The sequence below is a fragment of the Frondihabitans sp. Leaf304 genome (assembly GCF_001423105.1).
Lineage (GTDB): Bacteria > Actinomycetota > Actinomycetes > Actinomycetales > Microbacteriaceae > Frondihabitans.
Genome location: NZ_LMNV01000002.1, coordinates 1836119 through 1862159, shown reverse-complemented (window position 1 = coordinate 1862159; position 26041 = coordinate 1836119). Strand labels below are relative to the sequence as shown.

The 26041-nt window shown below is 67.0% G+C and carries 32 protein-coding genes; 25 read left to right on the top strand and 7 right to left on the bottom strand.

From position 1 onward, the window contains the following. The first annotated feature begins 3 nt into the window (after positions 1 to 3). The 4 genes from ASF54_RS08395 (at position 4) to ASF54_RS08375 (ending at position 2753) form a co-directional block, all read left to right on the top strand. A complete protein-coding gene (locus ASF54_RS08395) occupies positions 4 to 237 on the top strand; it encodes a hypothetical protein (RefSeq protein ID WP_055960840.1) in 234 nt (77 codons plus the stop codon). A gap of 257 nt (positions 238 to 494) precedes the next feature. After that, a complete protein-coding gene (locus ASF54_RS08385) occupies positions 495 to 800 on the top strand; it encodes a hypothetical protein (RefSeq protein ID WP_055960836.1) in 306 nt (101 codons plus the stop codon). 244 nt (positions 801 to 1044) lie between these two features. Beyond that, positions 1045 to 1971, top strand: a complete 927-nt coding sequence (locus ASF54_RS08380) for a hypothetical protein (RefSeq protein ID WP_162237113.1) — start codon at positions 1045 to 1047, stop codon at positions 1969 to 1971. Between the two features lie 245 nt (positions 1972 to 2216). After that, complete coding sequence (locus tag ASF54_RS08375) at positions 2217 to 2753, top strand: DNA N-6-adenine-methyltransferase (RefSeq protein WP_055960832.1); 537 nt, start codon at positions 2217 to 2219, stop codon at positions 2751 to 2753. Between the two features lie 148 nt (positions 2754 to 2901). Here ASF54_RS08375 and ASF54_RS08370 read toward each other — a convergent pair whose 3' ends face one another. Then, the gene (locus ASF54_RS08370; protein ID WP_055960830.1) at positions 2902 to 3468 is read right to left on the bottom strand and encodes a recombinase family protein; all 567 of its coding nucleotides are present in this window, start codon (positions 3466 to 3468) and stop codon (positions 2902 to 2904) included. A gap of 273 nt (positions 3469 to 3741) precedes the next feature. Between ASF54_RS08370 and ASF54_RS08365 the strand changes: the two genes are divergently transcribed. The 6 genes from ASF54_RS08365 to eno all read left to right on the top strand — a co-directional run bounded on the left by ASF54_RS08365 (position 3742) and on the right by eno (position 7848). After that, positions 3742 to 4248 carry a universal stress protein gene (locus ASF54_RS08365; protein ID WP_055960828.1) on the top strand — a complete coding sequence of 169 codons (507 nt, stop codon included), beginning with the start codon at positions 3742 to 3744 and terminating at the stop codon, positions 4246 to 4248. Further along, on the top strand, positions 4245 to 4988 hold the full coding sequence (locus ASF54_RS08360; RefSeq protein WP_055960826.1) for a 2,3-bisphosphoglycerate-dependent phosphoglycerate mutase: 744 nt from the start codon (positions 4245 to 4247) through the stop codon (positions 4986 to 4988). The genes ASF54_RS08365 and ASF54_RS08360 overlap by 4 nt, the downstream gene beginning before the upstream one ends. Then, on the top strand, positions 4985 to 5488 hold the full coding sequence (locus ASF54_RS08355) for a fluoride efflux transporter FluC (protein ID WP_228506157.1): 504 nt from the start codon (positions 4985 to 4987) through the stop codon (positions 5486 to 5488). Before ASF54_RS08360 ends, ASF54_RS08355 begins: the two co-directional genes overlap by 4 nt. Next, entirely contained in the window at positions 5485 to 5856 is a 372-nt protein-coding gene (locus ASF54_RS08350; protein ID WP_055960823.1) for a fluoride efflux transporter FluC, read from the top strand. The genes ASF54_RS08355 and ASF54_RS08350 overlap by 4 nt, the downstream gene beginning before the upstream one ends. 26 nt (positions 5857 to 5882) lie before the next feature. Then, complete coding sequence (locus ASF54_RS08345; RefSeq protein ID WP_055960822.1) at positions 5883 to 6368, top strand: inorganic diphosphatase; 486 nt, start codon at positions 5883 to 5885, stop codon at positions 6366 to 6368. Between the two features lie 145 nt (positions 6369 to 6513). Beyond that, positions 6514 to 7848 carry a phosphopyruvate hydratase gene (gene eno, locus ASF54_RS08340; protein ID WP_084816046.1) on the top strand — a complete coding sequence of 445 codons (1335 nt, stop codon included), beginning with the start codon at positions 6514 to 6516 and terminating at the stop codon, positions 7846 to 7848. Here the strand turns inward: eno and ASF54_RS08335 are convergent. Further along, the gene (locus tag ASF54_RS08335; protein ID WP_208385475.1) at positions 7833 to 8765 is read right to left on the bottom strand and encodes a LysR family transcriptional regulator; all 933 of its coding nucleotides are present in this window, start codon (positions 8763 to 8765) and stop codon (positions 7833 to 7835) included. The genes eno and ASF54_RS08335 overlap by 16 nt on opposite strands. A gap of 63 nt (positions 8766 to 8828) precedes the next feature. Here ASF54_RS08335 and ASF54_RS08330 point away from each other — a divergent pair, with 63 nt between their 5' ends. From ASF54_RS08330 to ASF54_RS08265, 14 genes are all read left to right on the top strand, one after another. Next, on the top strand, positions 8829 to 9995 hold the full coding sequence (locus tag ASF54_RS08330; protein ID WP_055960818.1) for a TDT family transporter: 1167 nt from the start codon (positions 8829 to 8831) through the stop codon (positions 9993 to 9995). Positions 9996 to 10135: 140 nt separating this feature from the next. Beyond that, a complete protein-coding gene (locus tag ASF54_RS08325; RefSeq protein WP_228506156.1) occupies positions 10136 to 10564 on the top strand; it encodes a uracil-DNA glycosylase in 429 nt (142 codons plus the stop codon). 140 nt (positions 10565 to 10704) lie between these two features. After that, positions 10705 to 11307 carry a recombinase family protein gene (locus ASF54_RS08320; protein WP_055960814.1) on the top strand — a complete coding sequence of 201 codons (603 nt, stop codon included), beginning with the start codon at positions 10705 to 10707 and terminating at the stop codon, positions 11305 to 11307. Between the two features lie 6 nt (positions 11308 to 11313). Further along, positions 11314 to 12717: a Mu transposase C-terminal domain-containing protein gene (locus tag ASF54_RS08315; RefSeq protein WP_055960812.1), complete on the top strand. Its 1404-nt coding sequence runs from the start codon at positions 11314 to 11316 to the stop codon at positions 12715 to 12717. Further along, positions 12714 to 13526, top strand: coding sequence for an AAA family ATPase (locus tag ASF54_RS08310; protein ID WP_055960810.1), 813 nt, complete (start codon positions 12714 to 12716; stop codon positions 13524 to 13526). The genes ASF54_RS08315 and ASF54_RS08310 overlap by 4 nt, the downstream gene beginning before the upstream one ends. Positions 13527 to 13869: 343 nt before the next feature. Continuing rightward, complete coding sequence (locus tag ASF54_RS08305; RefSeq protein ID WP_157510137.1) at positions 13870 to 14238, top strand: ArsR/SmtB family transcription factor; 369 nt, start codon at positions 13870 to 13872, stop codon at positions 14236 to 14238. Continuing rightward, complete coding sequence (locus tag ASF54_RS08300) at positions 14235 to 15356, top strand: cation diffusion facilitator family transporter (protein WP_055960806.1); 1122 nt, start codon at positions 14235 to 14237, stop codon at positions 15354 to 15356. Before ASF54_RS08305 ends, ASF54_RS08300 begins: the two co-directional genes overlap by 4 nt. A gap of 153 nt (positions 15357 to 15509) precedes the next feature. Next, complete coding sequence (locus tag ASF54_RS08295; RefSeq protein WP_055960804.1) at positions 15510 to 15992, top strand: hypothetical protein; 483 nt, start codon at positions 15510 to 15512, stop codon at positions 15990 to 15992. Between the two features lie 85 nt (positions 15993 to 16077). Continuing rightward, the gene (locus ASF54_RS08290; protein WP_055960803.1) at positions 16078 to 16668 is read left to right on the top strand and encodes a DUF305 domain-containing protein; all 591 of its coding nucleotides are present in this window, start codon (positions 16078 to 16080) and stop codon (positions 16666 to 16668) included. Positions 16669 to 16989: 321 nt separating this feature from the next. Continuing rightward, on the top strand, positions 16990 to 17643 hold the full coding sequence (locus tag ASF54_RS08285) for a M23 family metallopeptidase (protein ID WP_157510079.1): 654 nt from the start codon (positions 16990 to 16992) through the stop codon (positions 17641 to 17643). A 72-nt stretch (positions 17644 to 17715) separates the two neighbouring features. Further along, a complete protein-coding gene (locus ASF54_RS08280) occupies positions 17716 to 18924 on the top strand; it encodes a permease (RefSeq protein WP_055960798.1) in 1209 nt (402 codons plus the stop codon). 123 nt (positions 18925 to 19047) lie between these two features. Next, a complete protein-coding gene (locus tag ASF54_RS08275; RefSeq protein ID WP_055962322.1) occupies positions 19048 to 19413 on the top strand; it encodes an ArsR/SmtB family transcription factor in 366 nt (121 codons plus the stop codon). Further along, the gene (locus ASF54_RS08270) at positions 19410 to 20342 is read left to right on the top strand and encodes a cation diffusion facilitator family transporter (RefSeq protein ID WP_055960796.1); all 933 of its coding nucleotides are present in this window, start codon (positions 19410 to 19412) and stop codon (positions 20340 to 20342) included. Before ASF54_RS08275 ends, ASF54_RS08270 begins: the two co-directional genes overlap by 4 nt. After that, positions 20339 to 21010: a cation transporter gene (locus ASF54_RS08265; protein WP_055960795.1), complete on the top strand. Its 672-nt coding sequence runs from the start codon at positions 20339 to 20341 to the stop codon at positions 21008 to 21010. The genes ASF54_RS08270 and ASF54_RS08265 overlap by 4 nt, the downstream gene beginning before the upstream one ends. Positions 21011 to 21046: 36 nt before the next feature. On the opposite strand, the gene ASF54_RS08260 is transcribed toward ASF54_RS08265, so the two are convergent. Genes ASF54_RS08260 through ASF54_RS08245 form a run of 4 tightly spaced genes read right to left on the bottom strand, consistent with a single transcriptional unit; the run spans position 21047 to position 23979 of the window. Next, a complete protein-coding gene (locus ASF54_RS08260) occupies positions 21047 to 21391 on the bottom strand; it encodes a YnfA family protein (RefSeq protein ID WP_055960793.1) in 345 nt (114 codons plus the stop codon). A 33-nt stretch (positions 21392 to 21424) separates the two neighbouring features. Continuing rightward, a complete protein-coding gene (locus tag ASF54_RS08255) occupies positions 21425 to 21823 on the bottom strand; it encodes an arsenate-mycothiol transferase ArsC (RefSeq protein ID WP_055960791.1) in 399 nt (132 codons plus the stop codon). After that, complete coding sequence (locus tag ASF54_RS08250; protein ID WP_055960789.1) at positions 21820 to 23202, bottom strand: FAD-dependent oxidoreductase; 1383 nt, start codon at positions 23200 to 23202, stop codon at positions 21820 to 21822. Before ASF54_RS08250 ends, ASF54_RS08255 begins: the two co-directional genes overlap by 4 nt. A 21-nt stretch (positions 23203 to 23223) precedes the next feature. Further along, on the bottom strand, positions 23224 to 23979 hold the full coding sequence (locus ASF54_RS08245; RefSeq protein WP_055960788.1) for an MIP/aquaporin family protein: 756 nt from the start codon (positions 23977 to 23979) through the stop codon (positions 23224 to 23226). A 40-nt stretch (positions 23980 to 24019) separates the two neighbouring features. Here ASF54_RS08245 and ASF54_RS08240 point away from each other — a divergent pair, with 40 nt between their 5' ends. Further along, positions 24020 to 24694, top strand: a complete 675-nt coding sequence (locus ASF54_RS08240) for an arsenate reductase/protein-tyrosine-phosphatase family protein (protein ID WP_055960785.1) — start codon at positions 24020 to 24022, stop codon at positions 24692 to 24694. 13 nt (positions 24695 to 24707) lie between these two features. On the opposite strand, the gene ASF54_RS08235 is transcribed toward ASF54_RS08240, so the two are convergent. Beyond that, the gene (locus ASF54_RS08235) at positions 24708 to 26024 is read right to left on the bottom strand and encodes an NAD(P)-binding domain-containing protein (protein ID WP_055960783.1); all 1317 of its coding nucleotides are present in this window, start codon (positions 26022 to 26024) and stop codon (positions 24708 to 24710) included. Positions 26025 to 26041: the final 17 nt, after the last annotated feature.

Here is a 26041-nt window from a genome sequence, read left to right as displayed (position 1 = left end):
TCGATGCAACTTGGCAGGGACAGCCTCCACATGCTCGGCATGTTCTTCTTCCACGACCCTGGTAGCTACGAGCCCAGGCAGGTCAACATCGAAGACGCTGACGCGGAATTCGGATACCGGGTGACGGCGGCCGGCAGCCAGGCGCACCTGCCCAACACCGATGTCTACGTGGAGGAAGCGGACCGGCTCGTCCGAGTCCTTCTCACGGCTCTGGATGACCGTGACAATGCCGGATGAGGACGACTTTCCGCACGTTCAGAAGCCCCGGACCTTTTCGCCGATGTCGTTTACGACCTCATGTGTGATGCCGCCCGGCGGGTCGCAGGGGGGCTCATCGTGCGCCTCGATACCGATGAGGACGCGATGAGCCGCCTCATCGCCCTCCGGGAGGCGGTCCACAATGTGCCCCTTGATGACGTTGCGGCGTGGAAGAACGCACGGGCCCGGTGGAACGCGGAATGGATGCGCCTGCGAGACGAACGAGAGAACCAGAAATGAGCGACGACACGGATGCCGGGGAGCTGCCGGCGATGCCGCAAACAGGGGTCTACCTCGTGGTCACGTTGACGGGGTCGCACTACAGGATCGACTTCGACCAGAAGACGGCTACCCGTTTCCCGGACCCGGATGACGCGGACCCGGCGAAGAACCTCCGCCAGGACGAGAACGAGCGGCCCCTGCTGAGAATGGGGGCCCTTGAAATCGGTCACGACCTGGTGATGGTCCTCAACATTAGGGGAGACGGGATACCGACCGTCCGGCGCACCACACCGGTCGTCTCATGGGTGCGAATCGCATGACCACCTCCCGCGATGCCCGCACATTCGAGCCCGCACACGTCATGGCCGTGCTGCGGGACCACATCCTGCGGATCCGCCCACGACAGAGGCAGCCGTGATGAACGGGCCTGCCTTTGACGCGTCCGATGGAGAGCCGCGCCTGGAGGAAGGCGCGTGGTTCCTTGCCCCGCCCCGGTTCGGCGGCGCCCGAGACCTGACCCCGGTGATCGCCCTCCTCGCCTCAGCCGGCATACCGGTCTTCGCAGTGTCTTCGACGGAAGTCCTCGGCCCCGACTTGCTGCCTATCCTCGTCCGGTGGCTCGACCACGAGACGTGGCGCAACAGCGTCGAGGAGACCATGAAAAGCGCCGGCCCCAGCACGGTCGTGTTGTTCATCGCGGACGACCCGTCCGGAGAGACCATCCGCGCCGTCACCGGGAACACCCGCACCCTCCTCGCGTCCGTTGCCTTGGGACGGGTGTGGGCGCATGGTTCGGAGGTGCCGCGGTTCGGTCGCCGGCGCCAGATCACTGAGACCCCCCGTCGGGAGACGTTCATCGCGTTCGCCATTGCCCGCACCCTCCTCCTCAGCGCCGAGGCTCCGACAAAGGACGACCTGCACCACCGATTCCACGTCCCGCACAGCACGATCTCTGTCGCCCTCCAGGTTCTCCGCGAGTACGTCGACGTCACCCGCGAGCACGTCCGCATCCGCAACCGGCGTGGCCTGCTGCACTACGCGCTCGACACGTATCCCGGTGCGCACGGCATGACGACCCGGTGGATCCACCCCGCGCCCCTCGACGAGCAAGCACACCTCATCCGCCGCACCGGATTCAGCCTGCTGTCGACCCCGAGGGCAAGCACCCCGCCGGCACGCGAAGGTGCCTTCGACCGGGTCATCGCGTACTGCTACCCGATGCGCCACGTCCACGAAGACAACCTCAACCTCTGGGAGGCAGGCTTCACACCGGCCACCGCCGACGACTGCACACTTGAGCTCACGTTCCCCCAGGACAAGACGTTGCCTCTGACCTCTCCTCGCCCGGGCTGGACGGACGAGGTTATTACCGCGTTCGACATCGAACGAACAGCCACGACAACACAGCAGTTCCAGGCCGCCACAGCCTTCCGGAACAACATCCTCGAGAGGCCATCCACCGCCCGTGACGACGAGCGCCGTGGGCCCTGAATTCGTCTGGCAAATTGTTGGGCGGTTGCATGCCCAAGGGTGTCCGACGCACCGAATTCTCTCGAGAATGAGGAATCTGGAACGGGCCTGGTACACGAAATGATGCGAGTTAGGACGGGTCGTCACTGACAAAAAGTGCACCCGTCTGACAAGAAGCCTTGCTGCTCGACAGGTCGATGACGACCGGCGACAAGGTGGTCGGACATTTCCTACGTCGAACATGTTGGATCCCGCATAGGCGGGGAGTGACTGACAAATTCAACCTCACCCCGCCCACGCCCGCCTCCAGCAAGAAGGCCGGGTTCACCCACGAAGCCCCCACCGGCAAGTCCGACGAATGGTTCACCCCGCCGTCCATCTTCACGAGCATCGGGCTGACCTTCGACCTCGACCCCTGCTCGCCCGGCGCCGACCGGTCCTACGTCCCGGCCCGCCACCACTACACCATCCACGACGACGGACTCACCTCCTCGTGGTTCGGCACAGTGTTCGTCAATCCGCCGTACTCGGACGTGAAAACGTGGATGCTGAAGCTCGCCGACCATGGCGACGGCATCGGACTCGTCTTCAACCGCACCGACACGGTGTGGTTCCAGGCCGCCCTCGCGAAGGCCACCCTCGTCTGCTTCATGGCCCGCCGCATTCCCTTCATCGAAGGACGGACGGGCAAGGTCAAAGGCAACCCCGGCACCGGTTCGGCGCTCTTCGCTTACGGCGAGACCGCCGCGCAGGCGCTGCTTCAGTCCGGACTCGGCCACTGCGTTCGCCCCGTCAAAAACTGATAATCCAAGCGCGCTGGGCCGATTTCACCCGCATTCCACGAATCTGCCCGGCCGTGACTATGTCAAGGTATTTGGGACCCACCATGGCAATCTCAGCCGGACCCACTTGCGGCTTTTACGAACGCTCGTGAGCTAAGAAAGTCCTCGGCTAGCTGGAGGTGGCGTCTTCCTCGAGGTGTCGGTAGATGGTGCCGCGCGAGACGCCGAAGGTGTCGGCAATTTGCTGCACCGTGTAGGTCTTCTCGTCGTACATCGCTCGGGCCTGTTTCGCCTTCGTGGCGGTCATCTTGGAGCGCCCGCCGCCTTTTCGGCCGCGGGCTCGGGCGGCGGCGAGTCCGTCCCTTGTGCGTTCGACGATGAGGTCGTGCTCGAACTCCGCGATGGCAGCGAGCATGTGGAAGAACAGGCGGCCGCCGGGGGTGGTCGTGTCGATGCCCTGCGATAGGGCTTTGAGGCCAACGCCTCGGCGTTCGAGTCCGTCGGCGATTTCTTTCAGGTTGCGGACGGAGCGGCCGAGGCGGTCGAGTTTCGTGACGACGAGGGTGTCGCCTTTGCGGAGGTAATCGAGCGCGTCATCGAGGGCGGGCCGTTTCGCGAGGACCCCGGAGGCGTGCTCGACGAACACCTTGTCGCAGTGCGCCGCTGCGAGGGCGTCGGTTTGCGCGTCGAGGTTCTGCTCTTGGGTGGAGACGCGGGCGTAGCCGACGGATGCCATGGCAGAACTGTACCTCGGACGTACCTGGCAGCACATAGGTCTCGGACACGGGCCATGGTGTGGGCAGCTTCGCTCCGTGTCGTCGGAATCGCTTCCTTCGGTGTCGGGACGTCGCGGGTGCGCGAGACGGCCCGCGTGACTTGGGGTTCGGGTGCATAATGGTGGTGTCTTCGGACCCGGTAGTGGGGCTTGCCGGACCCAACCTCGACAGTTGTCGACAACAGTCCCTATCTCAGCTGGTCGCGCTTCTGCGCGCCTGAGGTAGGGAGTGTCATGACAGCACCAATCGGTTCCGGACCGGTCGTCGTCGGCGTCCTGCCCGGCCTCGCTCCGGGGGTCATCGAGGTTGCGTCGTCTATCGCGCGGCGCTTCGGTACGACGCTGGTGTGCGTCAGCGTGGATGCATCGCTCTTCGATGCCGGTACGCGCTCGGACGGGTCGGTGATGGTGGAACCGATCGACCCTGACACCGCTGACACGACACCGCAGGGCTTGTCGGACAGTGACAAGGCGGCAGTACGTGCTGCCGCAACGACCTACGGCGTCGACGTCACGTTCGTCCCGGGTGTCGGGGATCCGAGCCGGGCACTGTCGCAGGTGGCCGAAGACCGCGACGCGGCGATGCTGGTCGTCGGGGCCAGGACGGGAGCGGGTCGAATCGCGGAGTTCTTCACGGGGTCGGTCGCGGTACGGCTGACCCATCAGCAGCACCGTTCAGTGCTCGTAGTGCCCGTTGATCCGGTCGGGTTCGATGCCCCACTGCCGTTGGACACCCCGTGACCGGCCAGCTTGTTCTGCTCCGCCACGGACAGAGCACTGCGAACGCTGCCGGTACCTTCACCGGCTTGCGAGACGTCGCGCTGACCGAACAGGGCAGCGCCGAAGCGAATCGGGCTGGGTTGCTACTTCTGCATGCCGGCATCCGACCGGACCTCGTGCTCACGTCGACGCTCGAGCGGGCGCTCCACACGGCGGAGCTCGTCACCGACGTCCTCGGACGTGATGCGCCGATCGAGTCGACGTGGCGGTTGAACGAGCGGAACTACGGCGCCCTCACCGGCATGTCCAAGCAGAATGCGCAAGCGGCGTTGGGGGCGGAGCAGTTCTTCGCTGTTCGTCGGACCCGCACGGGACGGCCACCACGCATGTCGATCCGCGCGTGGCTGGCGCTCCGGCGGACGCCGGCGCTTCGTGGACTGCCGTGGGCGGCACTTCGTCGAACCGAAACACTCTCCGACGTCATCCGCCGGGTCCAACCCGTCCTGTCGCACAGCATCACCCCGGCACTCCGCGACGGGCAGACAGTGCTCGTCGTCGCGCACGGCAACTCACTGCGGGCACTGTGTGCCTGCATGGACGGCCTAACTGACGGTGAGCTCGCGGACCTGAACCTCCCCACGGGCGAACCCCTGATCTACCGGTTCGACGGCGACGGTGGGTTCTGTCCGCGGGGTGGGGAGTACCTGCATCCGGCAGCACGAGCAGCAGCGGCAGCGGTCGCTGCGGAAGGTGGAACATGACCTCCCGAACGGACACGCACCTGCCCGATGGGCAGCTCCCGCCCGACCCAGACATCGACGCCAACGACCCGGAACGTATCGACCGGCCAGTGCATCTGCGGTGGCGGTACCTCGGTGTCGTCGCACTCGGCGGCGCCATCGGTACCGCCGCACGCGACGGACTCAGCACCGCCTTCCCCGCTCAGCAGGAGGTGTCCTGGGCGATCTTCTGGATCAACATCGCCGGCGCGCTCCTACTGGGTGTGCTGCTGGAACACCTCGCGCATCGCGGACCTGACGAGGGTCGCCGCCGGACACTGCGCCTGCTTCTGGGAACCGGTGTCCTCGGCGGGTTCACCACCTACAGCACCCTCGCGACCAGCACCGCGGTGTTGTTCCTCGCTGGCCGCGGGTTGGCCGGCACCGGGTACGCGCTCCTGACGGTCCTCGCCGGCGCGATCGCCACCGGTAGCGGCCTCGCGATCGCGGGTTTGGTCCGACCGAACGGGGCCACATCATGAGCGCCCTGGCCTTCCTCAGCGTCGCGGTCGCTGGCGGTGTCGGCGCGGCCGCACGGTTCTTCGTGGATGGTGCGATCAACCGGGGTCGGCAGTTCCGGCTCCCGGTCGGGACGCTGACGATCAACATCACCGGCTCGTTCCTGCTGGGCTTGATCACCGGCGCCGCCGGTCACCTCGGCGCCACCCCCGTCGCGGTGCTCGGAACAGGGCTCATGGGTGGCTACACCACGTTCAGCACCGCCAGCTTCGAGACCGTCCGCCTCGCACGCACTGGCCGCACCACCGCGGCTGCCGTGAACGGGCTCGGGATGCTCGTCGTCTCCGTCGCCGCAGCCGCCGGGGGCGTCACCCTCGGCACCCTCACTTGACCATCCGACTGGGAGACGAACAGCTCATGCACTTCGACATCACGATCGAGATCCCCCGCGGCAGCGGCAACAAGTACGAGGTCGACCACGCCACCGGACGGATCCGCCTGGACCGGGCGGTGTTCACCAGCATGGTGTTCCCGCAGGACTACGGCTCGATCGACGACACTCTCGGCGATGACGGCGACCCCCTCGACGCGCTCGTGCTGCTGCCCCGGCCCACGTTCCCCGGCGTCGTCATCGACGTCCGCCCGGTCGGGATGCTCCGCATGGTCGACGAGAACGGCGGCGATGACAAGATCCTCACCGTCCCCGCCGGAGACGTCCGCTTCGACCACGTCCAGGACATCTCCGACGTCGCCGAGCCGGTCCTGGCGGAGATCGAGCACTTCTTCGCCCACTACAAGGAGATCGAGCACGGCAAGCACGTCACCACCAACGGGTGGGCGAACCGTGTCGACGCCGAAGCCATCATCCGCGCCGCACAGGAACGGTTCACCCCGCACCCCTGACCGGCACCCGCGCACCCGACACCATCCAGTGCGCGCCCTGAACCGCCGTGGGGAGGCAACTGGCGCCCAGTGATCGCCAGGAGGTCGTCCCTCCGCCTCCCCGCGGCCCACACCCGCACGACCAACCCGAAAGGCGACAACCGCCGTGAACGACTACATCAGCAACGTCCACCACACCACCCACCATCAGGGCGAGTACGTGACCCACACCAGCCGCCCCGTCACCATCAGCAGCCTGCACGGCTCCCGGATCCTCGACTCCCGCGGCTACCCGACGATCCAGGTGCGTCTCGAGCTCGAGGACGGCACCGTCGTCACCGGTGACGCCCCCGCAGGCGCATCCACTGGCGCGCATGAGGCTGTCGAGCTTCGCGACGGCGGCAGCAGCTACGGCGGCCGCGACGTGAGCCAGGCACTGCACCTCATCACGACGGACGTCGCACCGATGATCACCGGCCAGTCGTGGACCTCGATCGGGCAGGCCGACGCCGCCCTCGCTGCCCTCGACGGCACCCCGAACCACCGCCGGCTCGGCGCGAACAGTGTCGTCGCGACCTCGATCGCGATGGCACGCGCTCTCGCCGCCGCAGCGGAGCTGCCGCTCTGGCGTTGGATCGCAGACGTCACCGGCAGCACGCCCCGCCTGCCCGTCCCGCACTTCAACGTGCTCAACGGCGGAGCGCACGTAGCGAACGCGCTCGACTTCCAGGAGTTCATGATCGCCCCGGTGAACGCCGAGACCATGACCGACGCGGTTCGGATCGGATCGGACGTCTACCACGCGCTGGCGGCACTGGTCCGGGAACGGTTCGGCAGTCTCGGTCTCGGGGACGAAGGCGGCTTCGCCCCGTCGATCGCCGCGCCCGAGGAGGCCCTCGACCTCCTCGTCGCCGCGATCAGTGCCGCCGGTTACGAGCCCGGCGTGGACACCGTCGCGATCGCACTCGACCCGGCGGCGAACGAGTTCGCGCTCGGTGACGGTAGCTACCGGGTCGTGGACCGCCGGCTCGACCGCGCAGGCATGGTCGACTACTACCGCGACCTCATCAGCCGGTATCCGATCCGGAGCATCGAAGACGGCTTCTCCGAAGATGACCACGGCGGCTGGAAGGCGATGTCGTTCGCGCTCGGCGACATGCTCCAGATCGTCGGCGATGATCTCTACGTCACCGATCCGCAGCGCATCCGCGACGGTGGGAAGGACGGGCTCTCGAACGCGGCGCTCATCAAGCCGAACCAGATCGGCACCGTCTCCCAGACCCTCGACGCGATCGGCGTCGCACGCTCGCTCGGGATGCGGAGCATGGTGTCGCACCGGTCCGGCGAGACCACCGACACGTTCATCGCGGACCTCGTCGTCGGCACCGGAACCGGACAGATCAAGTCCGGCGCACCCGCCCGCGGAGAACGCGTCGCCAAGTACAACCGGCTCACCGAGATCGCGGAGAACAATCCGGAGCTGCCCTACGGGCTGCGCTGACCCCGACCGGTCACCTCGTGGGCGACGCGCAGGAAAGCAGAACCAGCTGGCTGAGGCTCTCCCGACCAGATCGCCCGCAACGGCCGGGCAAGTGGCGGCCCAGCGAGCGGGACCCGCACCAGCGACCCGTCGTTGATGTCGGCGGCGACCGTGCGAAGGCTCATCACCGCCGGTGCAATTCCAGCCTGCGCGTTCGCCCGGATGATGCTCGTGGTCTCCAGCACCGCGGCCGGAACCGACATGCTCAAACCGGCCTCCCTGAGCCATGCGGCGAGGGTCGCGCGAGTTCCGGAACCTTCTTCCCGCAGGAGCAGAGCCGTCGCCGCCAGGACCTCCGCAGTGATCCCGGTCGACCGAGCCCAGGGATGTTCCGGCGCAACGACGACCGCGAGCTCATCGTCCGCGATCACCTGCGCGGACACACCTGCCGCCGTCACCGGGGTCTCCGTGAACCCGAGGTTCGCGCCACCCGACTGCACGAGGTCCGTCACCGCGGCGGAGTTGCCCGCGATCAGGCGCACCCGCACGTCGGGTTCGCGGCGGCGGAATTCGAGCAGCCAGCCCGGCAGCAGCAGCTCCGCGATCGTCTGTGACGCTGCGACGACGAGCGAACCCGTGGGAGTCCGCAGCGCAGCCACTCCTGCTTCGAGGTGGCGAGACGCGTCGAGGACCGGTCCGGCCAGCCCGACGACGAGCCTGCCGGTCTCGGTCAGCACCGACCCCGTGGTCGAGCGGTGCACCAACAAGTGACCGACCATGCGCTCGGCGACCCGGATCCGAGCAGACACTGCCTGTTGCGTGACGCCGAGCGCTCCAGCGGCAGCGGAGAGGGAGCCGGTCTCGGCGACGCGTGCGAGCACGTCGAGTGTGTCGAGGTCGAGGGTTCGGTCCGTGAGTCGCCGTAGTGCCACAATCATTGATTGTGCCCTGCCAAGAGGTTCTGGGTACCGCCAGAGGCAGGATTCGCGCAGGCTTGGCCCATGACAACGCTCCGCACGGACCCTGCACCCGCGAACGGTAGCCAGCTGCCCCAACGGCCGCAGACGGCGTTGTTCCGTGACCTGGAGCGGCCAGGCCTGATCGTGTCGAATCTCACACCGAACTGGTTCGCGTCGATCATGGGCACGGGGATCGTCGCTGTCGCAGCTGCGTCACTGCCGCTGCAGTTCCCCGGGCTGCGCCTCGCGGCGACGGTCGTGTGGGCGATCGCCGCGGTGCTCCTCGTCGCCCTCACGACCGCGACGGTGCTGCACTGGATCCGCTACCGGAGCACTGCAGCCGGGCACCAGCTCAACCCGGTGATCTCGCACTTCTACGGCGCACCACCGATGGCGTTCCTCACCGTCGGCGCCGGGACACTCCTGCTCGGCAAGGACTGGGTCGGCCTGCCCGCCGCCGTCACCATCGACTGGGTCCTGTGGACCATCGGCACCATCGGAGGACTGCTCACGGCAGTGCTCGTGCCGTACCTGGCGTTCACCCGCCACGAGAACAAGCCCGACTCCGCGTTCGGCGGCTGGCTGATGCCGATCGTCCCGCCGATGGTGTCCGCCTCCACCGGTGCGCTCCTGCTGCCGTACGCCCCCGCCGGGCAGGCGCGGGAGACGCTGCTGTGGTCCTGCTACGGCTTCTTCGGCCTCAGCCTCATCACGTCGCTGGTCGTGATCACGCTGATCTGGAACCGTCTCGCGCAGCACAAGGTCGGGGCCGCCGGCATGGTCCCGACTCTGTGGATCGTCCTCGGGCCGGTCGGACAGTCGATCACCGCGGTGAACCTCCTCGCATCGAACGCCCCCACCGTTGTCGATGCGAGTACCGCGCATGCCCTGCTGGTCGTGGCGCTGGTGTACGGGTTCGCGATGCTCGGCTTCGCGCTGCTGTGGACCGTCATCGCCCTCGCGATCACCATCCGCACTGCCCGCGAACACTTGCCGTTCAGCCTGACTTGGTGGTCCTTCACGTTCCCCGTCGGGACCTGCGTCACCGGCCTGAACGGGCTCGCCCTGCACTCAGGCCTGACCGTCGTTGCCGTCCTCGCCGTCATCTACTACGCCAGCCTCGTCGCCGCATGGATCACCGTTGCCCTTCGCACCTTTCACGGATCCGTCATCCGTGGCACCCTGCTGGCACCGCCACAGCCGGCATGAGTACCCCCGAGGAACTCGCTGACGTTCGATCGCTGAACGGTCTCGCGGAGACGTGGCGGACCGCGCCCGACGGCAGCCGACGGTTCGTCCCGAGCTTCGACCCACGATCCGGCGGCAGATTCAGCCGTGTCCTGGTCCTGATGCAGTCGCCTGGCCCCCAGACCATCGCCGCAGCGCACGCAGCGATCTGCAGCGAGGACAACCCGGGCCCGACCGCGGCCGCGTTCCGAGCAGCCCGTATCGAGTCCGGACTCGCACGCGGCGAGTACGTCCGCTGGAACCTTGTCCCATGGGAACTGCCCGACCGCGTGCGACTCGAGGACATCGACGAGGGGCGGCATGCCCTCGCCACACTGCTCGCGGCCCTCCCCGCTCTCACTGCGATCGTCACGTACGGGGCCGTTGCCCTCGACGGCGTCATGCGACACTTCACCCTGGACGAGCACCCCCGACTCCTTCCGGTCATCGCAGCACCACATCCGTCTCCCGCCAACGGCCGCCACCGATCGGAACAACACCTCCGTTCCGTGCAAGCACTCCGGCTCGCCGCGCGAGCGCGGCAGACGTAACAAATACGAACGATTCCGCTACAACTATCCGTACCGGCGCTCAGTCCGGGTGCGAGGCGCCGTGTCTTGTAGCGGAACCCAGTCCCAGAATCTACGTGCCGCCACTACCCCTCCTGGTCGAGTTTCGCTACGTCCTCTTCATGGGTCACCTTCTCGGGTATGCGCGCGTGTCCACCACAGACCAGGACGCGTCGCTGCAGATCGACGCGCTCAACGCCGCTGGCTGCTACCGCGTGTTCGTCGACACCATGTCCGGGTCGCTCCAACACCGGCCCGAGCTCGACAAGCTCCTCGACCAGCTCCGCCCCGGCGACACTCTCGTCGTCTGGCGACTCGACCGGCTCGGCCGGTCCATCCGGCACCTCATCGATCAGCTGCACGCTCTCGCCGAGCGCGGCATCGGGTTCCGGTCCCTGCAGGAGACCATCGACACCACCTCGCCCGGCGGCCGGCTCGTGTTCCACGTCTTCGCCGCGTTGGCGGAGTTCGAACGGGACCTCATCAAGGAACGCACCAACGCCGGCCTCGCCGCCGCTCGAGCCCGCGGCCGCACCGGCGGCCGACCATCTCGGCTCTCCGCGGACCAGGTGCGCACCGCACGCCGGCTCTACGAACAGCAGGACATGACCGTCGCGCAGATCGGCGACGTGCTCGGCGTTAGCCGCACCACCATCTACCGTGCACTCGCGAAGCACGCCGAGCCCGTCGCGGCGCGACGAACCAAGCCTTCCCCAACGATGTAGCTGGCTATGGACGCGAGCGAGCGGTGGGGCATCCTTCGACTGCACGTCGAGGACGCCATCCCGCTCGCCACCCTGGCCCGCACCACGGGCGTCGCTGAGCGCACCCTGCAACGCTGGTTGGCCCGCTACCGAACCGGCGGATACCCGGCTCTCGCCGACGGCACCCGCACCGATCACGGCGCCCGACGGACGGCACCGGAACTGGTGCGCCTGATTGAGGGGCTCGCACTCACCAAGCCACGACCTTCGATCGCCACGATTCACCGCCAGGTCGACAATTACTGCACCAAACGAGGTCTCTCAGCGCCGTCGTACTCCGTTGTGCGGTCGATCGTGAACGGGCTTGATCCCGGGATGGTGACGCTCGCGCTTGAGGGGCCCGCGTCATATCGGGACAAGCACGAACTGCTGCTCCGACGTCGTGCGGATCGCCCCAACGCGATCTGGCAGGCGGACCACACGATGCTCGATCTGCTCATCGTCGGACCCGACGGCAAGCCCGAACGGCCGTGGTTGACGGTGATCCTCGACGACTACTCCCGCGCGGTCTGCGGGTACATGGTGTTCCTCGGCGCCCCATCCGCCGCGAACACCGCGCTCGCGCTCCGGCAAGCGATCTGGCACAAGCCGGAACCGGACTGGCCTGTCTGCGGGATCCCAGACGTGCTCTACACAGACCTCGGGTCCGACTTCACCAGCCACCGAATCGGCGACACCGCCGCCGTGCTGCACCTCCGCATCATCCACTCGCAGGTCGCTCGCCCCCAGGGCCGCGGGAAGATCGAGCGGTTCTTCGGCACCATCAACACCGAGCTGCTCCCAACGCTCCCCGGCCACCTCGCACCCGGATCCTCGGCGCCGGCGCCGACGCCGGCGCTGGATCTCGCCGGTGTCGACAGTGCCATCAACACGTTCATCCGCCGCTACAACGCCCGCATCCACCGCGAGCTCCGGAAGAGCCCACTGGAAGCGTGGATCGCAGACGGGTGGCTGCCACGAATGCCGGACTCCCTCGAGCAGCTCGACGGGTTCCTGCTCACCGTCCCGACCACGCGTGTCGTGCAACGAGACGGCATCCACTTCGAAGGGCTCCGCTACACCGCAACCACTCTCGCACCCTTCGTGGGCAGCACCGTCAGCGTCCGGTACGACCCCCGCGACGTCACCGAGATCCGTGTCTTTCACCGCGACGCGTTCCTGTGCACCGCGATCAGTACCGCGCATCAGACCGAGACCATCAGTCTCAAGCAGATCCAGGCCGCCCGGAACGCGCAACGAAGAGCCCTGCGCGGGCAGATCCGCGAACGCATCGCGATCGTCCGCCCCACACCCGATGATCACACCCCACCAGCACCCGCACCGGCACCGGATCAACCGCGACTGATGACCTACGAGGAGGACCGGTCATGACGAGCCAGTTCATCATCACGAAGGAACACCGTCGGTTCGCGGAGTTCGCCGACGCCGTCCGGAAGCAGAACACCATCGGCGTCTGCTTCGGCCCCGCTGGCGTCGGCAAGACCCTCTCCGCACGCCGCTACGCCCACTGGGACAGCATCGGCCCGTTCATCGCCAGATGGGCCGCACGCAGCGAAGACGACACGAAGATCTACGCCGCCGCCCACCGAGCCCGCACCGTCTTCTACACGCCCGAGGTCTCCGCCACGATGCGCGCCCTGCAGGACGACCTCCGGCACGACATGCTCCGCACCGAACGCTGCATCGAGGAACACCTCCTGCTCCAGGGTCGCCACTTCGACCACGCACACGGCCCCAACCCGTCCCTGCTCGAGCTGATCATCATCGACGAGTCCGAACGCCTCACCGGCAACGCGATCGAGTGGCTCCGCGACCAGTACGACCGCACCGGCATAGCGATGATCCTCATCGGCATGCCCGGCATCGAGAAGCAGTTCAGCCACTACCCGCAGCTCTACAGCCGCCTCGGTTTCGCCCACCAGTACCGTCCGCTCGGCCACGACGAGCTGCTCTTCGTCCTCGAACGTCAATGGCGCAAGCTCGGCAAGACGCTCGACCCCGACGACTTCACCGACGCGCAAGCCATCGCCGCCGTCGAACGCATCACCCGCGGCAACTTCCGGCTCCTTGAGCGCCTCCTCCCTCAGATCCAACGCGTCCTGAAGATCAACGAGCTCGACGTCATCACCAACGACGTCGTCGAGGCCGCCCGCAGCACCCTCGTCATCGGCACCACCTGACCCGACACCGATCGCAGTGAAAACGACGACACAGAGCGAGGCTGCTCACACCATGGAACACGACGCGCCGATTCTCGACCCGGTGGGCGCCACTGTCTCGTGGACGGTCGTCTATTGCACGCTGGTGGACAGAGTTCTCCCTAACGATCGAGGGGTGCGTGTTTTGAGTTAGTCGCTCTTGTGAGCGGCTTTCGCCCGGTGCACACGAGCGACGTGGCGTGCGGGCTTGTCGTTCAGCACGGGCCACGCGGTGCGGATGGCGGTCGCGATGATGCTGGTTCGATTTGTCACCTCTTCCCGATCGGCCGGAAAAGGCGACACTCCTACGTGCAATAATCTGCGTATGAATGCAGTTAACGAGCAATGCGGGCGGAAACCCGACAGTCAGTACGTGGAGTTGGCGGTCGAGATCTTCGGGATGCTCGCTGACGCAACCCGGGTGCGGATCGTCCTGGCCCTGAGGGATGAGGAGCTGTCGGTCAATCACCTCGCCGACATCCTCGAGAAGACTCCGGCGTCGGTGTCGCAGCATCTGGCGAAGTTGCGCTTGGCCCGGATCGTGTCGACAAGGCAGGACGGAACGCGTGTCTTCTACCGTCTCGCCAACGAGCACGCCAGCCAGCTCGTCAGTGACGCAATTTTCCAAGCCGAGCACAGCCTGGGCGGTTCCCCCCGCCATCACCACCCGATCGACCGCGAGGCCTCCACATGAGCACGGATCACTCCCACGAGTCCGCAATCCACGACCACGACCACGACCACGACCACGACCATCATGGCCACGAGCACGGTCACTCCCACGGGCACGGCCATGACGGGCATGGGCACTCGCACCCCACCGGCATCAAGGGTTTCTTCTACGGGCTTTTCGTGCCCCACACCCACGACGCTGCGGACTCGATCGACGACGCTCTCGAGGCCAGCTCCCAAGGTGTCCGCGCGCTGAAGATCAGCTTGTTCATCCTCCTCGGCACGACGATCCTGCAATTCGCGATCTTCCTGATCAGCGGGTCCGTGGCGCTTCTGGCGGACACGATCCACAACTTCTCCGACGCCCTCACCGCGGTGCCGTTATGGATCGCCTTCATCCTGGGACGCCGGATCGCGACTCGCCGCTACACCTACGGGTTCGGCCGCGCCGAAGACCTCGCCGGCCTGTTCATCGTTCTCGTCGTTGCCCTCTCCGCGGTCGTCGCCGCGGTGGAGTCCATCAACCGGCTCTTCCACCCGGAGACCCTCCATAACCTCTGGTTCGTTGCCCTCGCGGGACTTATCGGTTTTGCCGGGAACGAGCTCGTCGCGATCTACCGCATCCGCGTCGGCCAACGCATCGGGTCCGCAGCCCTCGTCGCGGACGGAGTCCACGCGCGCCTGGACGGCTTCACCTCCCTCGCCGTCGTCCTCGGAGCGGTTGGCGTGATGATCGGATTCCCACTGGCGGACCCGATCATCGGCATCATCATCTCCGCCGCGATCATCGTCCTGCTCTGGGGCACCATCAAAAGCATCGGCCGACGCCTCATGGACGGCATCGAACCCGAACTCGTCGATCGCGCCCGGCACGCCCTCGAACACACCCCAGGCGTCTTGTCAGTGCCAAAGATCCAGCTGCGCTGGGTCGGGCACCGTCTCCAAGGCGCCGCCACCCTCGTCCTCGAAGACACCACCCTCACCAATGCAGAACGGATCGCCCACGACGCGGAGCACCACGTCACCCGCGACGTCCCCAACCTCGACGACATGATTCTCCGCACGGTCACCACCACCCAGCACCACGACCACCCCGACCCCGAGCGTCACGACCACGCAGGGCACGATAACCACGCCTGACCCGCTCTTGCTCGGGTTCGAGACCATGGATGCCTGAATGAAACGGGATACCCCTCGGGGGTAGCAGGTATGGTGGCCCCAGCTTCAGCTCAACACGGTCGCCGGCTCCCCTCGAGCCCGCGACGACTCTCATCGGTAAGGGAACCCGGGATTATGACCAGCAGATCTCAGCAGGCGCCCCAGGGGCTGCCGAAGCTGGGCATCGCTGTCCTCATGACGTTTCTGATGATCCTCGGCGCGGTGCTGATGCACACCCTGATGGGCCACACCGCCCACAGCGAGACCATGCCCGGCATGACCACCAGCACGACCGCGTCGTCCGGGATGGGCACCGTCGAGCATTCCGCCGGTCACGCGCATTCAAGCCACGGCGCCGCCGCCGCTACAGGCACGGTCACGTCTGTTCTCTCGAACGGTGTCTCGGACTGTGGGGGCCTGTGCGCGATGATCTGCTCCCTCATGGGGATGGCGTGCCTGATGGTGCTCGTCCTCTTCGCGATCGCGGTGCTTCGCGGCCGGACCACCCGCGCCCTCTATGCACTGTCGAAACTTCTCGCGATGGCACCGATCTGGGCGCGGGGCGTCATCCCGCGACCACCGGTATCTCTGGCGGCCCTGTCGGTTATCCGAGTCTGATCATCCTGGGGAGGGTTGTTCCTGCGCCCTCAGATAAGTTCTGCAGATTTCTGCCGTCACACTTCTCAACCCAAGGGATTCCGTCATGAACCGCACCAAAACTCTGCTCGTCAGCTCGACCGTCCTCGCCGCGACCCTCGCCCTCGCAGGCTGCTCCGCCTCCTCCAGCTCCGGGTCCGGGATGTCGGGGATGGGCCACTCGTCGTCCGCTGCGGCGTCTGATTCGTTCAACGATCAGGACGTCACCTTCGCGCAGATGATGCTGCCTCACCACAAGCAGGCCGTCGAAATGAGCGACATGCTGCTTGCCAAGGGCTCCTCCGTGAACGCCGACGTCGTGGCCCTCGCGGAAAAGATCAAGGCCGAGCAGTCGCCCGAGATCATAAAATTGTCCGGCTGGTTGAAAGACTGGAACCAGTCCTCCGCCGGGATGAGCGGGTCGATGTCCGGGATGATGTCCGACGGCGACATGGCGGCATTGGACAAAGCCTCCGGGGCCGACGGCGGAAAACTGTTCCTGACCCAGATGATGCAGCACCACACCGGCGCCATCACCATGGCCAAAACCGAAGTAACGAAGGGCAAGAACGCTGACGCTGTCGCGTTGGCGAAATCGATCGTGTCCTCGCAGTCCGCCGAGATCACCCAGATGAAGGACCTGCTCGCGTCTCTCTGACGCCCAGCCCCGGAGGGGCACACCCCGCGTGTGCCCTTCCGGTTCTTCTCATCCGCCCCAGGGCGCCCACGGCGCCGGGACGGCCTGATCCTGACTTCGGAGACACCCATGCTCGAGCCCTTACCCACCCTGCACCTCACCCGCCGCGAAGCCCACGCCGCCGAACGCCACCAGCAGACAACTGCCCGCCAGGAGACACGGGCAACGCGCCCCATCACGACCACCAGTGCACCTGCCGGCGGAACGTCCGCCACTCGACCCACTATCCGGACGGCCGCGCTTCCTTTGGTCGGGGCAGCGGCCGCGCTCCTGATGTTTACCGTGAACACCACCCCCGCCGTCGCCACAACGGCAACGACCACAGGCGCGGGGCCCGTGACGGTCATCGCACCCCACGGGCAGAGCTACCGCACCGGCACAGCCGGCATCGTCCTGGCCAGCAGGGACAGCTACTCCATCACCACACCCGCCCCTAGGCCCCGGGTCGCCACAGCGAAAGCGCCGTCGACCGCCCCGGACGGCGGCACCGTGGTGCCCTCCGTCGGAGGACCGCTCACCGGGGCAGGTGCGGTTCGTCGACCGTTCCCGGGGTTGACGACAATCAGCTCTCCGTTCGGGTACCGGTCAGCGCCGTGCGCTGGGTGCACGGCCTTCCATGAAGGCACCGACCTCACCCCCGGCGCGGGCACCCCGATCGGCTCGGTCGCTGCCGGCACCGTGGCGGTCTCCGGGTGGCACCCCAACTACGGCCAGTACGTCATCATCGACCACGTCATCGACGGCCGGAAGATCAGCTCCCTTTACGGGCACATGCAAGCCGGATCCTCACCCCTCCACACCGGCGACCCGGTGACTGCCGGGACCCTCGTCGGGTTGGTCGGGAACACCACCGGAGCACACCTGCACCTCGAGATCCGCCTCGACGGAACCCTGCCGGTTGACCCGATGATCTGGCTCACCGCCCACGGCGCCTAACCCTCTTCGCACGGGTACCCCCTGGGGGTATAATCGGGTGGTCGGTGGAACCACGAAAGAACGAGGTTGAACATGTTCGTACTGCGCGAAATCGGTGACGCTTTAGCTGCCGCGGGGTCCATGGGGTGGGAGATCCTCTGGCCCCTGATCCTGGGCTTTACGTTGTCGGGGGTCATCCAGGCGGTCGTCCGTACCGAGGCGATCACGAAGCTCATGAAAGACGACTCGCCCCGTGCGATCAGCGTCGCCACCGGGCTCGGCGCCCTGTCGTCGTCCTGCTCCTACGCCGCCGTCGCCCTTGCTCGAGCGCTGTTCCGGAAGGGGGCGAGCCTCTCGTCGGCGATGGCGTTCGAGGTTGCGTCGACGAACTTGGTCGTCGAGCTGGGGCTGATCCTGGCGTTCGTGATGGGGTGGCAGTTCACGGTCGCCGAGTTCGTCGGCGGGCCGATCATGATCATTCTCATCGCCCTCGGGTTCCGTCTCTGGATGCGCGGCAAGATCGTCGATGCCGCCCGCGCACAGGCCGAGAAGGGTCTTGCCGGGTCGATGGAAGGTCACGCCGCCATGGACATGTCTGTCGCTGGTGACCAGGGGTTCTGGAAGAGATTGTTCTCCCGCCCGGGGGTGACGAGCGTGTCGCAGTATTTCGTCATGGACTGGGCGTCCGTTCTCCGGGACATCATCATCGGTCTGCTCATCGCCGGCGCGTTCGACGCGTGGGTTCCCAAAGCGTGGCTGCAAGCCCTGTTCTTCGAGGGCAACCCGACGGCGGCATTCATCGTGGACCCGATCATTGGTCCGCTGCTGGCGATGGTCAGCTTCGTCTGCTCGGTTGGAAACGTGCCCCTGGCAGCGGTCCTCTGGAACGGCGGGATCTCCTTCGGCGGGGTGGTCAGCTTCATTTTCGCCGACCTGATCATCATCCCGATCATCATCATCTACAAGAAGTACTACGGCCTGAAAGCTGCCCTCCGCATCACCGGGATCTTCTACGGCGCCATGGTCATCGCCGGCTACGCCGTTGAGCTGATCTTTACCCCGTTGGGACTTGTCCCCACGAATCGGCACCTGTCGATCGTGATGTCGTCCATTACCTGGAACTACACCACCTGGCTCAACATCGTCTTCCTCGCCATCGCCGCGATCCTGCTCATCGTGTTCATCCGCTCCGGGTCGTGGTCGATGCTCCGCATGATGGGCGGCCCGGCAGAACACGACCACCACGACCCCCACGAAGACACGACTCCCGCCGCAACCGACGCGGGCTCGCACCACCAATAGGCCCCCGGCCGCGGCACCGGCGCATGACAAGGCGCAGCTTGTTAGGGTACGTCTGAACAATTAATCAGACGTGGAGATCCTGTGGACACTGAAGCAACCGTCATCGACGCGTGCGACCTGAAAATGGTCGACCCCGACAAAGTCGCAGCCGTCAGGCTCAGCCTCCCCGAGGCAGACGACGTCGTGGAGCTTGCCGACGTGTTCTCCCTCCTGGGAGACCCCGGCCGGCTCCGCCTTCTCATGTCACTGCTGGAAGGGGGCGAGATGTGCGTCTGCGATCTCGCGGCGACCACAGCAATGAGTGAGAGTTCCGTGAGCCACGCCCTCCGGCTCCTTCGAGCGCACCGGGTGGTATCGGTCTCACGCCGGGGCCGGATGGCGTACTACCGCCTCGACGACGGCCACGTTCGCATGCTCCTGGACCTCGGTCTCACCCACACCGGTCACACGGTCGCCATCCACCCCGAGGTGACCGGAGGAGACTTGTGACCGCCAACCATCAACACGACAAAGCCCACAGCCACGGCGCTGCCCCTGACGCCAACACCCGGCTGTTGAGCATCGCCCTAGCGCTGATCATCGGGTTCCTTCTTGTCGAGGTCGTCGTCGCGATCATCTCCGGGTCGCTGGCGCTGCTGTCCGACGCCGGCCACATGCTCACCGACGCCGCAGCCCTCGCCGGGTCACTCGTCGCGATCCGACTCGCGGCCCGCCCCAGCAGCTCAAGGTGGACCTTCGGGCTGAAACGCGCCGAGATCCTCTCCGCCGCAGTCAACGGCGTCACCCTCGTCGTCATCAGCGGCATCGTCGCCGTCGAAGCCATCCGACGCCTCCTCGACCCACCCAAGGTCGAAGGCGGCCCGGTCCTCGCCGTTGCGCTCCTCGGAGTGGCCGTGAACCTCGTCGCCGTGTGGGTCCTGGCAAAAGCCAACCGTCAGAGCCTAAACGTTGAAGGGTCGTTCCAGCACATCCTCACCGACCTGTACGGGTTCATCGCCACCGTCGTCGCCGGGATCGTCATCCTGGTCACCGGCTTCACGCGCGCCGACTCCATCGCCTCTCTGATCGTCGTTGTCCTGATGCTGCACGCCGCGTGGGGGCTGCTGAAAGACTCCGGTCGCATACTCCTCGAGGGCACGCCCGAAGGTGTGGACCTTGACGCCATCCGCGGGCACCTGCTCGAACCCGCCCACGTTCTCGCGGTCCACGACCTCCACGCGTGGACGGTCACCTCGGACCTCCCCGCCCTGTCAGCGCACGTGACCCTGACCGACGAGTGCTTCCACGACGGCCACGCACCCCGCGTTCTCGACGAGCTGCAAGCGTGCCTGGTCGGGCACTTCGATGTCGAGCACAGCACCTTCCAATTCGAGCCCGCCGGCCACACCGCCCACGAACCCGGAACGGACCACGCATGACCAGCACCGAAGCGATCCCTGTCCCGGCGCGCACCAGGATCTTGCGGCGCCGGATTCGGCTGATCGTCGCAGCGACTATCACCTACAACGCCATCGAGGCGGTCGTCGCGATCACCGCCGGCACCATGGCGTCCTCCGCAGCCCTCGTCGGGTTCGGCCTGGACTCCATCGTCGAGGTCCTCTCCGCCGCGGCGATCGCCTGGCAGTTCACCGCTCGCGATCCCGAGACACGGGAACAGACGGCCCTTCGCGTCATCGCGATCTCGTTCTTCGCTCTTGCGATCTACGTCACTATCGACGCCGCGCTGTCCTTGACCGGCATCCGTGAGGCCGAGCACAGCCCCGTCGGTATCGTTCTCACCGTGATCAGCTTGCTGATCATGCCCGCTCTCAGCCTCGCTGAACGGCGCACCGGCCGAGAACTCGGCTCCGCGTCCGCGATTGCCGATTCGAAGCAGACCCTGGTTTGCGCCTATCTGTCAGCCGCGGTCCTCGTCGGGCTGCTACTCAACAGCCTGTTCGGGTGGACCTGGGCCGACCCGGTCGCAGCGCTTGTGGTGGTGGTGTTCGCCGTCAGAGAGGGTATCGAGGCGTGGCGAGGTGACAGTTGCACCGTTCCCGTCTCGGTCCTCACCGGGGAACGCGCACCAGAGGACGAGGACCACTAAGCGACGAGCTCATCTAGCCGCCGGATGTGCCAGCTCTCATGATGTTGATCGCGCGTGGGGCGCAAACATGATCACGGCCACGCCAAGGAGGCAGATGATCGCCCCGGTAATGTCCCATCGGTCGGGATGGAACTTATCGGCGACCATCGCCCAAACGAGCGAGCCGGCAACGAAGACACCTCCATATGCGGCCATAATCCGCCCGAACTCGGCACTGGGCTGCAGAGTGGCGATGAAGCCGTAGGCGCCGAGGGCGATGACGCCAAGCCCTGCCCACCACCACGCGCGCCCTTCGCGGACGGCTTGCCACACAAGCCATGCCCCGCCGATCTCTGCAACAGCGGCGAACACGAATAAGACGACGACTCGCGCGATGGTCATGCTCGATCATCCCAGGCCGGTTCCCTCGGAGATCTACGTGCGGGCCAGAAGATCCGTCGCGATCTGCCGAGCGACAGCTTCCCGTAGCGGCCTCACCGACTCGACGTCCCAGTTCTGCGGGTTCGGGAACGACCACTCCAGCACACGCCCTGTTGGCGTGCTCGGCAGCACGAGGCCCGGCTTCATGAGAACCACGACGTCGGCCTGATCGAGGTCCGCACTCGTGACTGCTTGCGGTTGCCGCTGGCTGATGTCCATCCCCAGCTCCGCGATACTCGCCGCGACCGCGGGGTTCACCTTCTCGTCGGGGGCGATTCCGGCGGAATTGACGGTGTAATCGTCTCCGGCCAGGTGCTCGAGGAGGGCCGCGCCGAGCTGGGAGCGGCCGGCATTGTGCTGGCAGATGAACAGCACGGTGGGCTTGCCGCTCATGCGGTGACCGCCTGACGGTGCTCGCGGGACCACGCCTGGGTCGCGACCTGCACGGCGTCCCACGGGGAACCGAGCGGGGGCGTGTAGGAGAGGTCGAGTTCGCTGACCTGCTCCACGGTGAGGCCGGCGTGGAGGGCGACGGCGTAGGTGTCGACACGTTTCGCGGTCTCGGTGCCGAGGCGGCCGACGAGCTGCGCGCCAAGGAGACGCCCGTCGCGGCTGTCTCCGGTGACACGGATCGAGATCGGCTGCGCCCCCGGGTAGTACCGCTTGTGGTCGTCGGCGATCGCTGTCGTGCTGACGGGTGCGAATCCGGCGGCTGCGGCTTCGTGCTCGCGAAGCCCGGTGCGGGAGGCGACGAGGTCGAAGACCTTCACCACCTGGGTGCCGACGGACCCGGCGAAGCGGGCGGTGCCGCCGAGGGCGTTCTCCCCGGCGACGCGGCCCTGCTTGTGGGCGGTCGTGCCGAGGGGCAGGTAGGTGGTGCCGAGGAGGCGGTGGTGGGTGGTGACCCCGTCGCCGGCCGCGAAGACGTCGGGCAGGCCGGTGCGCATGGTGTCATCGACTTCGACGGCGCGTCCGGCGCCGAGGGTCGCGCCGGCGCGCTCGAGGAGGTCGGTGTTCGGGCGGACGCCGACGACGACGAGGACGACGTCGGCGGTGTGGGTCACCGGTTCGCCGAGGTGGGTGGCGCTGACCGTCAGGGCGTCGCCGGTCTTGTCGATGCGGTTGACGGTGGTGTCGGTGAGGACGGTGACGCCGTGGTCGGTCAGTTCGGTGTGGACGAGGGCGCCGAGTTCGGGGTCGAGAGTGGAGAGCACCTCGGGGCCGCGTTGGATCTGGGTGGTGCGGATGCCTCGGACGGTAAATGCCTCGGCCATCTCCAGGCCCACGTAGCCGGCGCCGACGATGATCGCCGTCTGGGGGTTCCGGGTTTCGAGGAACCGGTCGAGGGCGAACGTGTCGCCCATGGAGTGGATGACGTGCACCCCGTCCTCCGGTCCCAGAGTGTCGAGGCCTTCGATGCCTGCGTGGGAGGGGAGTGCGCCGGTGCCGACCATGAGGGCGTCGTAGTCGATGGTGGATTCCGTGCCGTCGAGGGCGCGGACGGCGAGGCGGTGCCCTGTCACGTCGATCGACGTCGCGAAGGTCTCCAGCCGGAGGTTCATGCCGGTGGCTTCGAGGTCGGCGTGGGTGCGGTGCGCGAGGGACTGCCAGGGCTGCACTTCGCGGGAGAAGAAGTACGGGATGCCACAGATGGAAAAGTTCGGGTAGGCGTCCGCGACGACAACGGTCACGTCAACGGACGGGTCAAGTTCGCGGGCGCGGAGCGCGGCGGAGATACCGGCGTCCGATCCGCCGATGGCAACGAGGTGCATGATGTGGGCCTTTCGGGCGGGTCAGGCGGTGGCCTGGTCGAGGTGCGGGATGACGACGTCGTCGGCGGACCGGGCGACGTCGGGATAGAGGACGAGAAGAAGCGCGCCGCCGACAGCGGCGCCGAGCAGCTGCATTCCGATGAACGCGGGGGCTGAGGTGGGGGCGATGCCGGCGAAGGTGTCGGTGAAGATCCGGCCGAGGGTGACGGCGGGGTTCGCGAACGAGGTGGAGCTGGTGAACCAGTACGCCGCCCCGATATACGCCCCGACCGCGGGAGCTGCCAGTGCCCCTCGATCGGTGCGGGCGAGGGCGAAGATCACCAGGATCAGCCCCGCCGTGGCGACCACTTCCCCGAGGAGGTGCCCGCCGGTGGCGCGGTGCGTTCTTGCGATGGTGGTGGGGGTGTCGAACATGGTGTTGGCCAGCACCGCGCCGAGGATCGCACCGACGACCTGCGCGAGGACGTAGGGAAGGACCAGCCCTGAGGCGAGGCCCGTGCCGGCCCGACGTCCGAGGGCCCAATCGGCGAGCGTCACGACCGGGTTGAAGTGCGCCCCGGAGACGGGACCGAGCATCAGGATCAGGACCGTCAGGCCGAGGGCGGTGGTGAGGCTGTTCTCGAGCAGTTGCAGGCCGACGTCTCGGGGGCTGAGCTGCTGGGCCATGATTCCCGACCCGACGACGACCGTCACCAGAAGACCCGTCCCCAGCAACTCCGCCAGCAGGCGGCGCAGGATGTCGGCGCGTGGGATCGGGGTCGAGGAGGGCACGTCCACATCTTGACGGCAACCAGGTGCCTCAGTCAAGATTGAGGTAATGAACGCTGAGCCAAGAGAGACGATCGAGGCTCGGGCCGCGAAGCATGCCGCCCTGGCCGATCCAGCACGCCTGCGAATCGTCGACCTCCTGACCCTCGGTGACGTCTCCCCGACCGATATGGGCCAGCAGTTCGGGATGCCGTCGAACCTCGTGGCGCATCACCTCAAGGTGCTGGAAGGCGTGGGCATACTCGTTCGGGTCCGGTCCGAGGGTGACCGCCGGCGCAGCTACCTCCACCTCGCCCCCGGCGCCCTTACCGGGCTCACCCCGACGGCGACAGTGGCTGCACACCGGGTCGTGTTCGTCTGCACCGGGAACTCCGCCCGATCTAAGCTCGCAGCAGCGCTCTGGGAAAACGCGAGCATCATCCCCGCCGCGTCCGGGGGAACGCACCCCGCCGAGCGGGTCGAACCCGGTGCCATTCGGGCAGCGAAACGACACGACCTAGGCCTGCATGAAGCCACCCCGCAGCTGCTCGCTGACGTTCTTGGGCCGGATGATTTCGTGGTCACGGTCTGCGACAACGCTCACGAAGAACTCGCCGTCCCCTCCGGGCTGCACTGGTCGATCCCCGACCCCGTCCGGACCGGCACGGATGCGGCGTTCGAGGCCGCGTTCACGGACCTCGAACACCGCATCCAGGAACTCGCCCCCCGCCTCACCAAGGCTTAGCCGGGCCTTGGGGTCAGGCGTTGACGGGTGCGCGGCCGATCTGGAGAAGGGCCGGTGCGGGGGCGCAGCAGGCGCCGCCCTTGGCGCCGGTCGGGTCATCGAACAGCCCCGCCCCGCCACACACGCCCGTGTCCGGGAGGTCGAGGTCGATGCGGGTAGCGGCCTCGTGGTCGCCGGCGAGTTCCGCGACGACGCTGCGAACCTGCTCATACCCCGTCATCGCCAGGAACGTCGGAGCACGCCCGTACGACTTCGCACCGACGAGGTAGAAGTCCTTCTCCGGCTGCGCGAGGTCAGCCGCTCCTGTGGCGCGGACGGACCCGCAGCTGTGCACGTTCGGGTCCACCTCTGCTGCGATCCGGACCGGCGCCTGCAACGTGGCGTCCAGCTCGAGGCGCACCTCGGACAGGAACGAGAGGTCGGGACGGAACCCCGTGAGGGCCACGACGAGGTCTGCCTCGGGCAGGGCGCGTCCGTCCTCGGAGATAAGGACGGCGCCGGTCTCTGAGGTGTCGATGCGTTCGACCCGGAACCCGGTGACGAGATCGACGATCCCCGCTTCGACGGACTTCTGGGCGCGGGCACCGAGTGCCCCGCGCTCGGGCAGCTCATCGGCGGTACCGCCGCCGAACGTGTTCCCCACGTTCCCTCGACGAAGCACCCACGTGATCCGAGTGTCCGCGTGCTGCTTGGCGACGCGGGTCAGCTCGTTGATCGCGGTCGCGGCGGAGTGACCGCTCCCGACGACGACGGTGTGCTTCCCGGCGAACCGGGCAGCGTCGTGGAAGTCGGGAATGCGGTACGAAATGAAGCCGGCCGCTGCTTTCTCGCCGAGCGCAGGGAGACCGTCGGCGCCCAGCGGATTCGGCGTCGACCAAGTGCCGGAGGCATCGATGACAGCGCGCGCATCGATTCGCTCCTCGGTCCCGTCGACGTCGACGTGAACGGTGAAGGGCTGCTCTCCACGGCCGGCGTCCACCGAGCGATTGCGGCCTTTCCGGCCCACCCCGGTCACGGTCGTCGCGTACCGCACCCGGTCTCCGAGGGCTTCGGCGAGAGGCGCGAGGTAGCGGCTGATCCACTGCGACCCGATCGGATACCCAGTCGCTGGGGCAACCCACCCCGTTCCGGCCAGGAGACGGCCGGCCGCCGCATCCACCAGCTCCGGCCATGCGGAGAACAACCGGACGTGGCCCCACTGCGCGACTGCTGCCGCCGGACCGGTGCCCGCCTCGAGGACGAGCGGCTCGATCCCACGCTCGAGAAGGTGAGCGGCAGCGGCAAGACCCTGGGGGCCGGCACCGATGACAACGACAGGAAGATCAGACACGGGAACACTCCTCGGAT

What these genes read in the sequence shown, in the direction of transcription:
- ASF54_RS08395 (WP_055960840.1), top strand. Translation starts at nt 4, where the DNA reads ATGCAACTTGGCAGGGACAGCCTCCACATGCTCGGCATGTTCTTCTTC.
- ASF54_RS08385 (WP_055960836.1), top strand. Translation starts at nt 495, where the DNA reads ATGAGCGACGACACGGATGCCGGGGAGCTGCCGGCGATGCCGCAAACA.
- ASF54_RS08370 (WP_055960830.1), bottom strand. Translation starts at nt 3,468, where the DNA reads ATGGCATCCGTCGGCTACGCCCGCGTCTCCACCCAAGAGCAGAACCTC.
- ASF54_RS08365 (WP_055960828.1), top strand. Translation starts at nt 3,742, where the DNA reads ATGACAGCACCAATCGGTTCCGGACCGGTCGTCGTCGGCGTCCTGCCC.
- ASF54_RS08355 (WP_228506157.1), top strand. Translation starts at nt 4,985, where the DNA reads ATGACCTCCCGAACGGACACGCACCTGCCCGATGGGCAGCTCCCGCCC.
- ASF54_RS08350 (WP_055960823.1), top strand. Translation starts at nt 5,485, where the DNA reads ATGAGCGCCCTGGCCTTCCTCAGCGTCGCGGTCGCTGGCGGTGTCGGC.
- ASF54_RS08345 (WP_055960822.1), top strand. Translation starts at nt 5,883, where the DNA reads ATGCACTTCGACATCACGATCGAGATCCCCCGCGGCAGCGGCAACAAG.
- ASF54_RS08335 (WP_208385475.1), bottom strand. Translation starts at nt 8,765, where the DNA reads ATGATTGTGGCACTACGGCGACTCACGGACCGAACCCTCGACCTCGAC.
- ASF54_RS08330 (WP_055960818.1), top strand. Translation starts at nt 8,829, where the DNA reads ATGACAACGCTCCGCACGGACCCTGCACCCGCGAACGGTAGCCAGCTG.
- ASF54_RS08325 (WP_228506156.1), top strand. Translation starts at nt 10,136, where the DNA reads ATGCAGTCGCCTGGCCCCCAGACCATCGCCGCAGCGCACGCAGCGATC.
- ASF54_RS08320 (WP_055960814.1), top strand. Translation starts at nt 10,705, where the DNA reads ATGGGTCACCTTCTCGGGTATGCGCGCGTGTCCACCACAGACCAGGAC.
- ASF54_RS08315 (WP_055960812.1), top strand. Translation starts at nt 11,314, where the DNA reads ATGGACGCGAGCGAGCGGTGGGGCATCCTTCGACTGCACGTCGAGGAC.
- ASF54_RS08310 (WP_055960810.1), top strand. Translation starts at nt 12,714, where the DNA reads ATGACGAGCCAGTTCATCATCACGAAGGAACACCGTCGGTTCGCGGAG.
- ASF54_RS08305 (WP_157510137.1), top strand. Translation starts at nt 13,870, where the DNA reads ATGAATGCAGTTAACGAGCAATGCGGGCGGAAACCCGACAGTCAGTAC.
- ASF54_RS08300 (WP_055960806.1), top strand. Translation starts at nt 14,235, where the DNA reads ATGAGCACGGATCACTCCCACGAGTCCGCAATCCACGACCACGACCAC.
- ASF54_RS08295 (WP_055960804.1), top strand. Translation starts at nt 15,510, where the DNA reads ATGACCAGCAGATCTCAGCAGGCGCCCCAGGGGCTGCCGAAGCTGGGC.
- ASF54_RS08290 (WP_055960803.1), top strand. Translation starts at nt 16,078, where the DNA reads ATGAACCGCACCAAAACTCTGCTCGTCAGCTCGACCGTCCTCGCCGCG.
- ASF54_RS08280 (WP_055960798.1), top strand. Translation starts at nt 17,716, where the DNA reads ATGTTCGTACTGCGCGAAATCGGTGACGCTTTAGCTGCCGCGGGGTCC.
- ASF54_RS08275 (WP_055962322.1), top strand. Translation starts at nt 19,048, where the DNA reads ATGGTCGACCCCGACAAAGTCGCAGCCGTCAGGCTCAGCCTCCCCGAG.
- ASF54_RS08265 (WP_055960795.1), top strand. Translation starts at nt 20,339, where the DNA reads ATGACCAGCACCGAAGCGATCCCTGTCCCGGCGCGCACCAGGATCTTG.
- ASF54_RS08260 (WP_055960793.1), bottom strand. Translation starts at nt 21,391, where the DNA reads ATGACCATCGCGCGAGTCGTCGTCTTATTCGTGTTCGCCGCTGTTGCA.
- ASF54_RS08255 (WP_055960791.1), bottom strand. Translation starts at nt 21,823, where the DNA reads ATGAGCGGCAAGCCCACCGTGCTGTTCATCTGCCAGCACAATGCCGGC.
- ASF54_RS08250 (WP_055960789.1), bottom strand. Translation starts at nt 23,202, where the DNA reads ATGCACCTCGTTGCCATCGGCGGATCGGACGCCGGTATCTCCGCCGCG.
- ASF54_RS08240 (WP_055960785.1), top strand. Translation starts at nt 24,020, where the DNA reads ATGAACGCTGAGCCAAGAGAGACGATCGAGGCTCGGGCCGCGAAGCAT.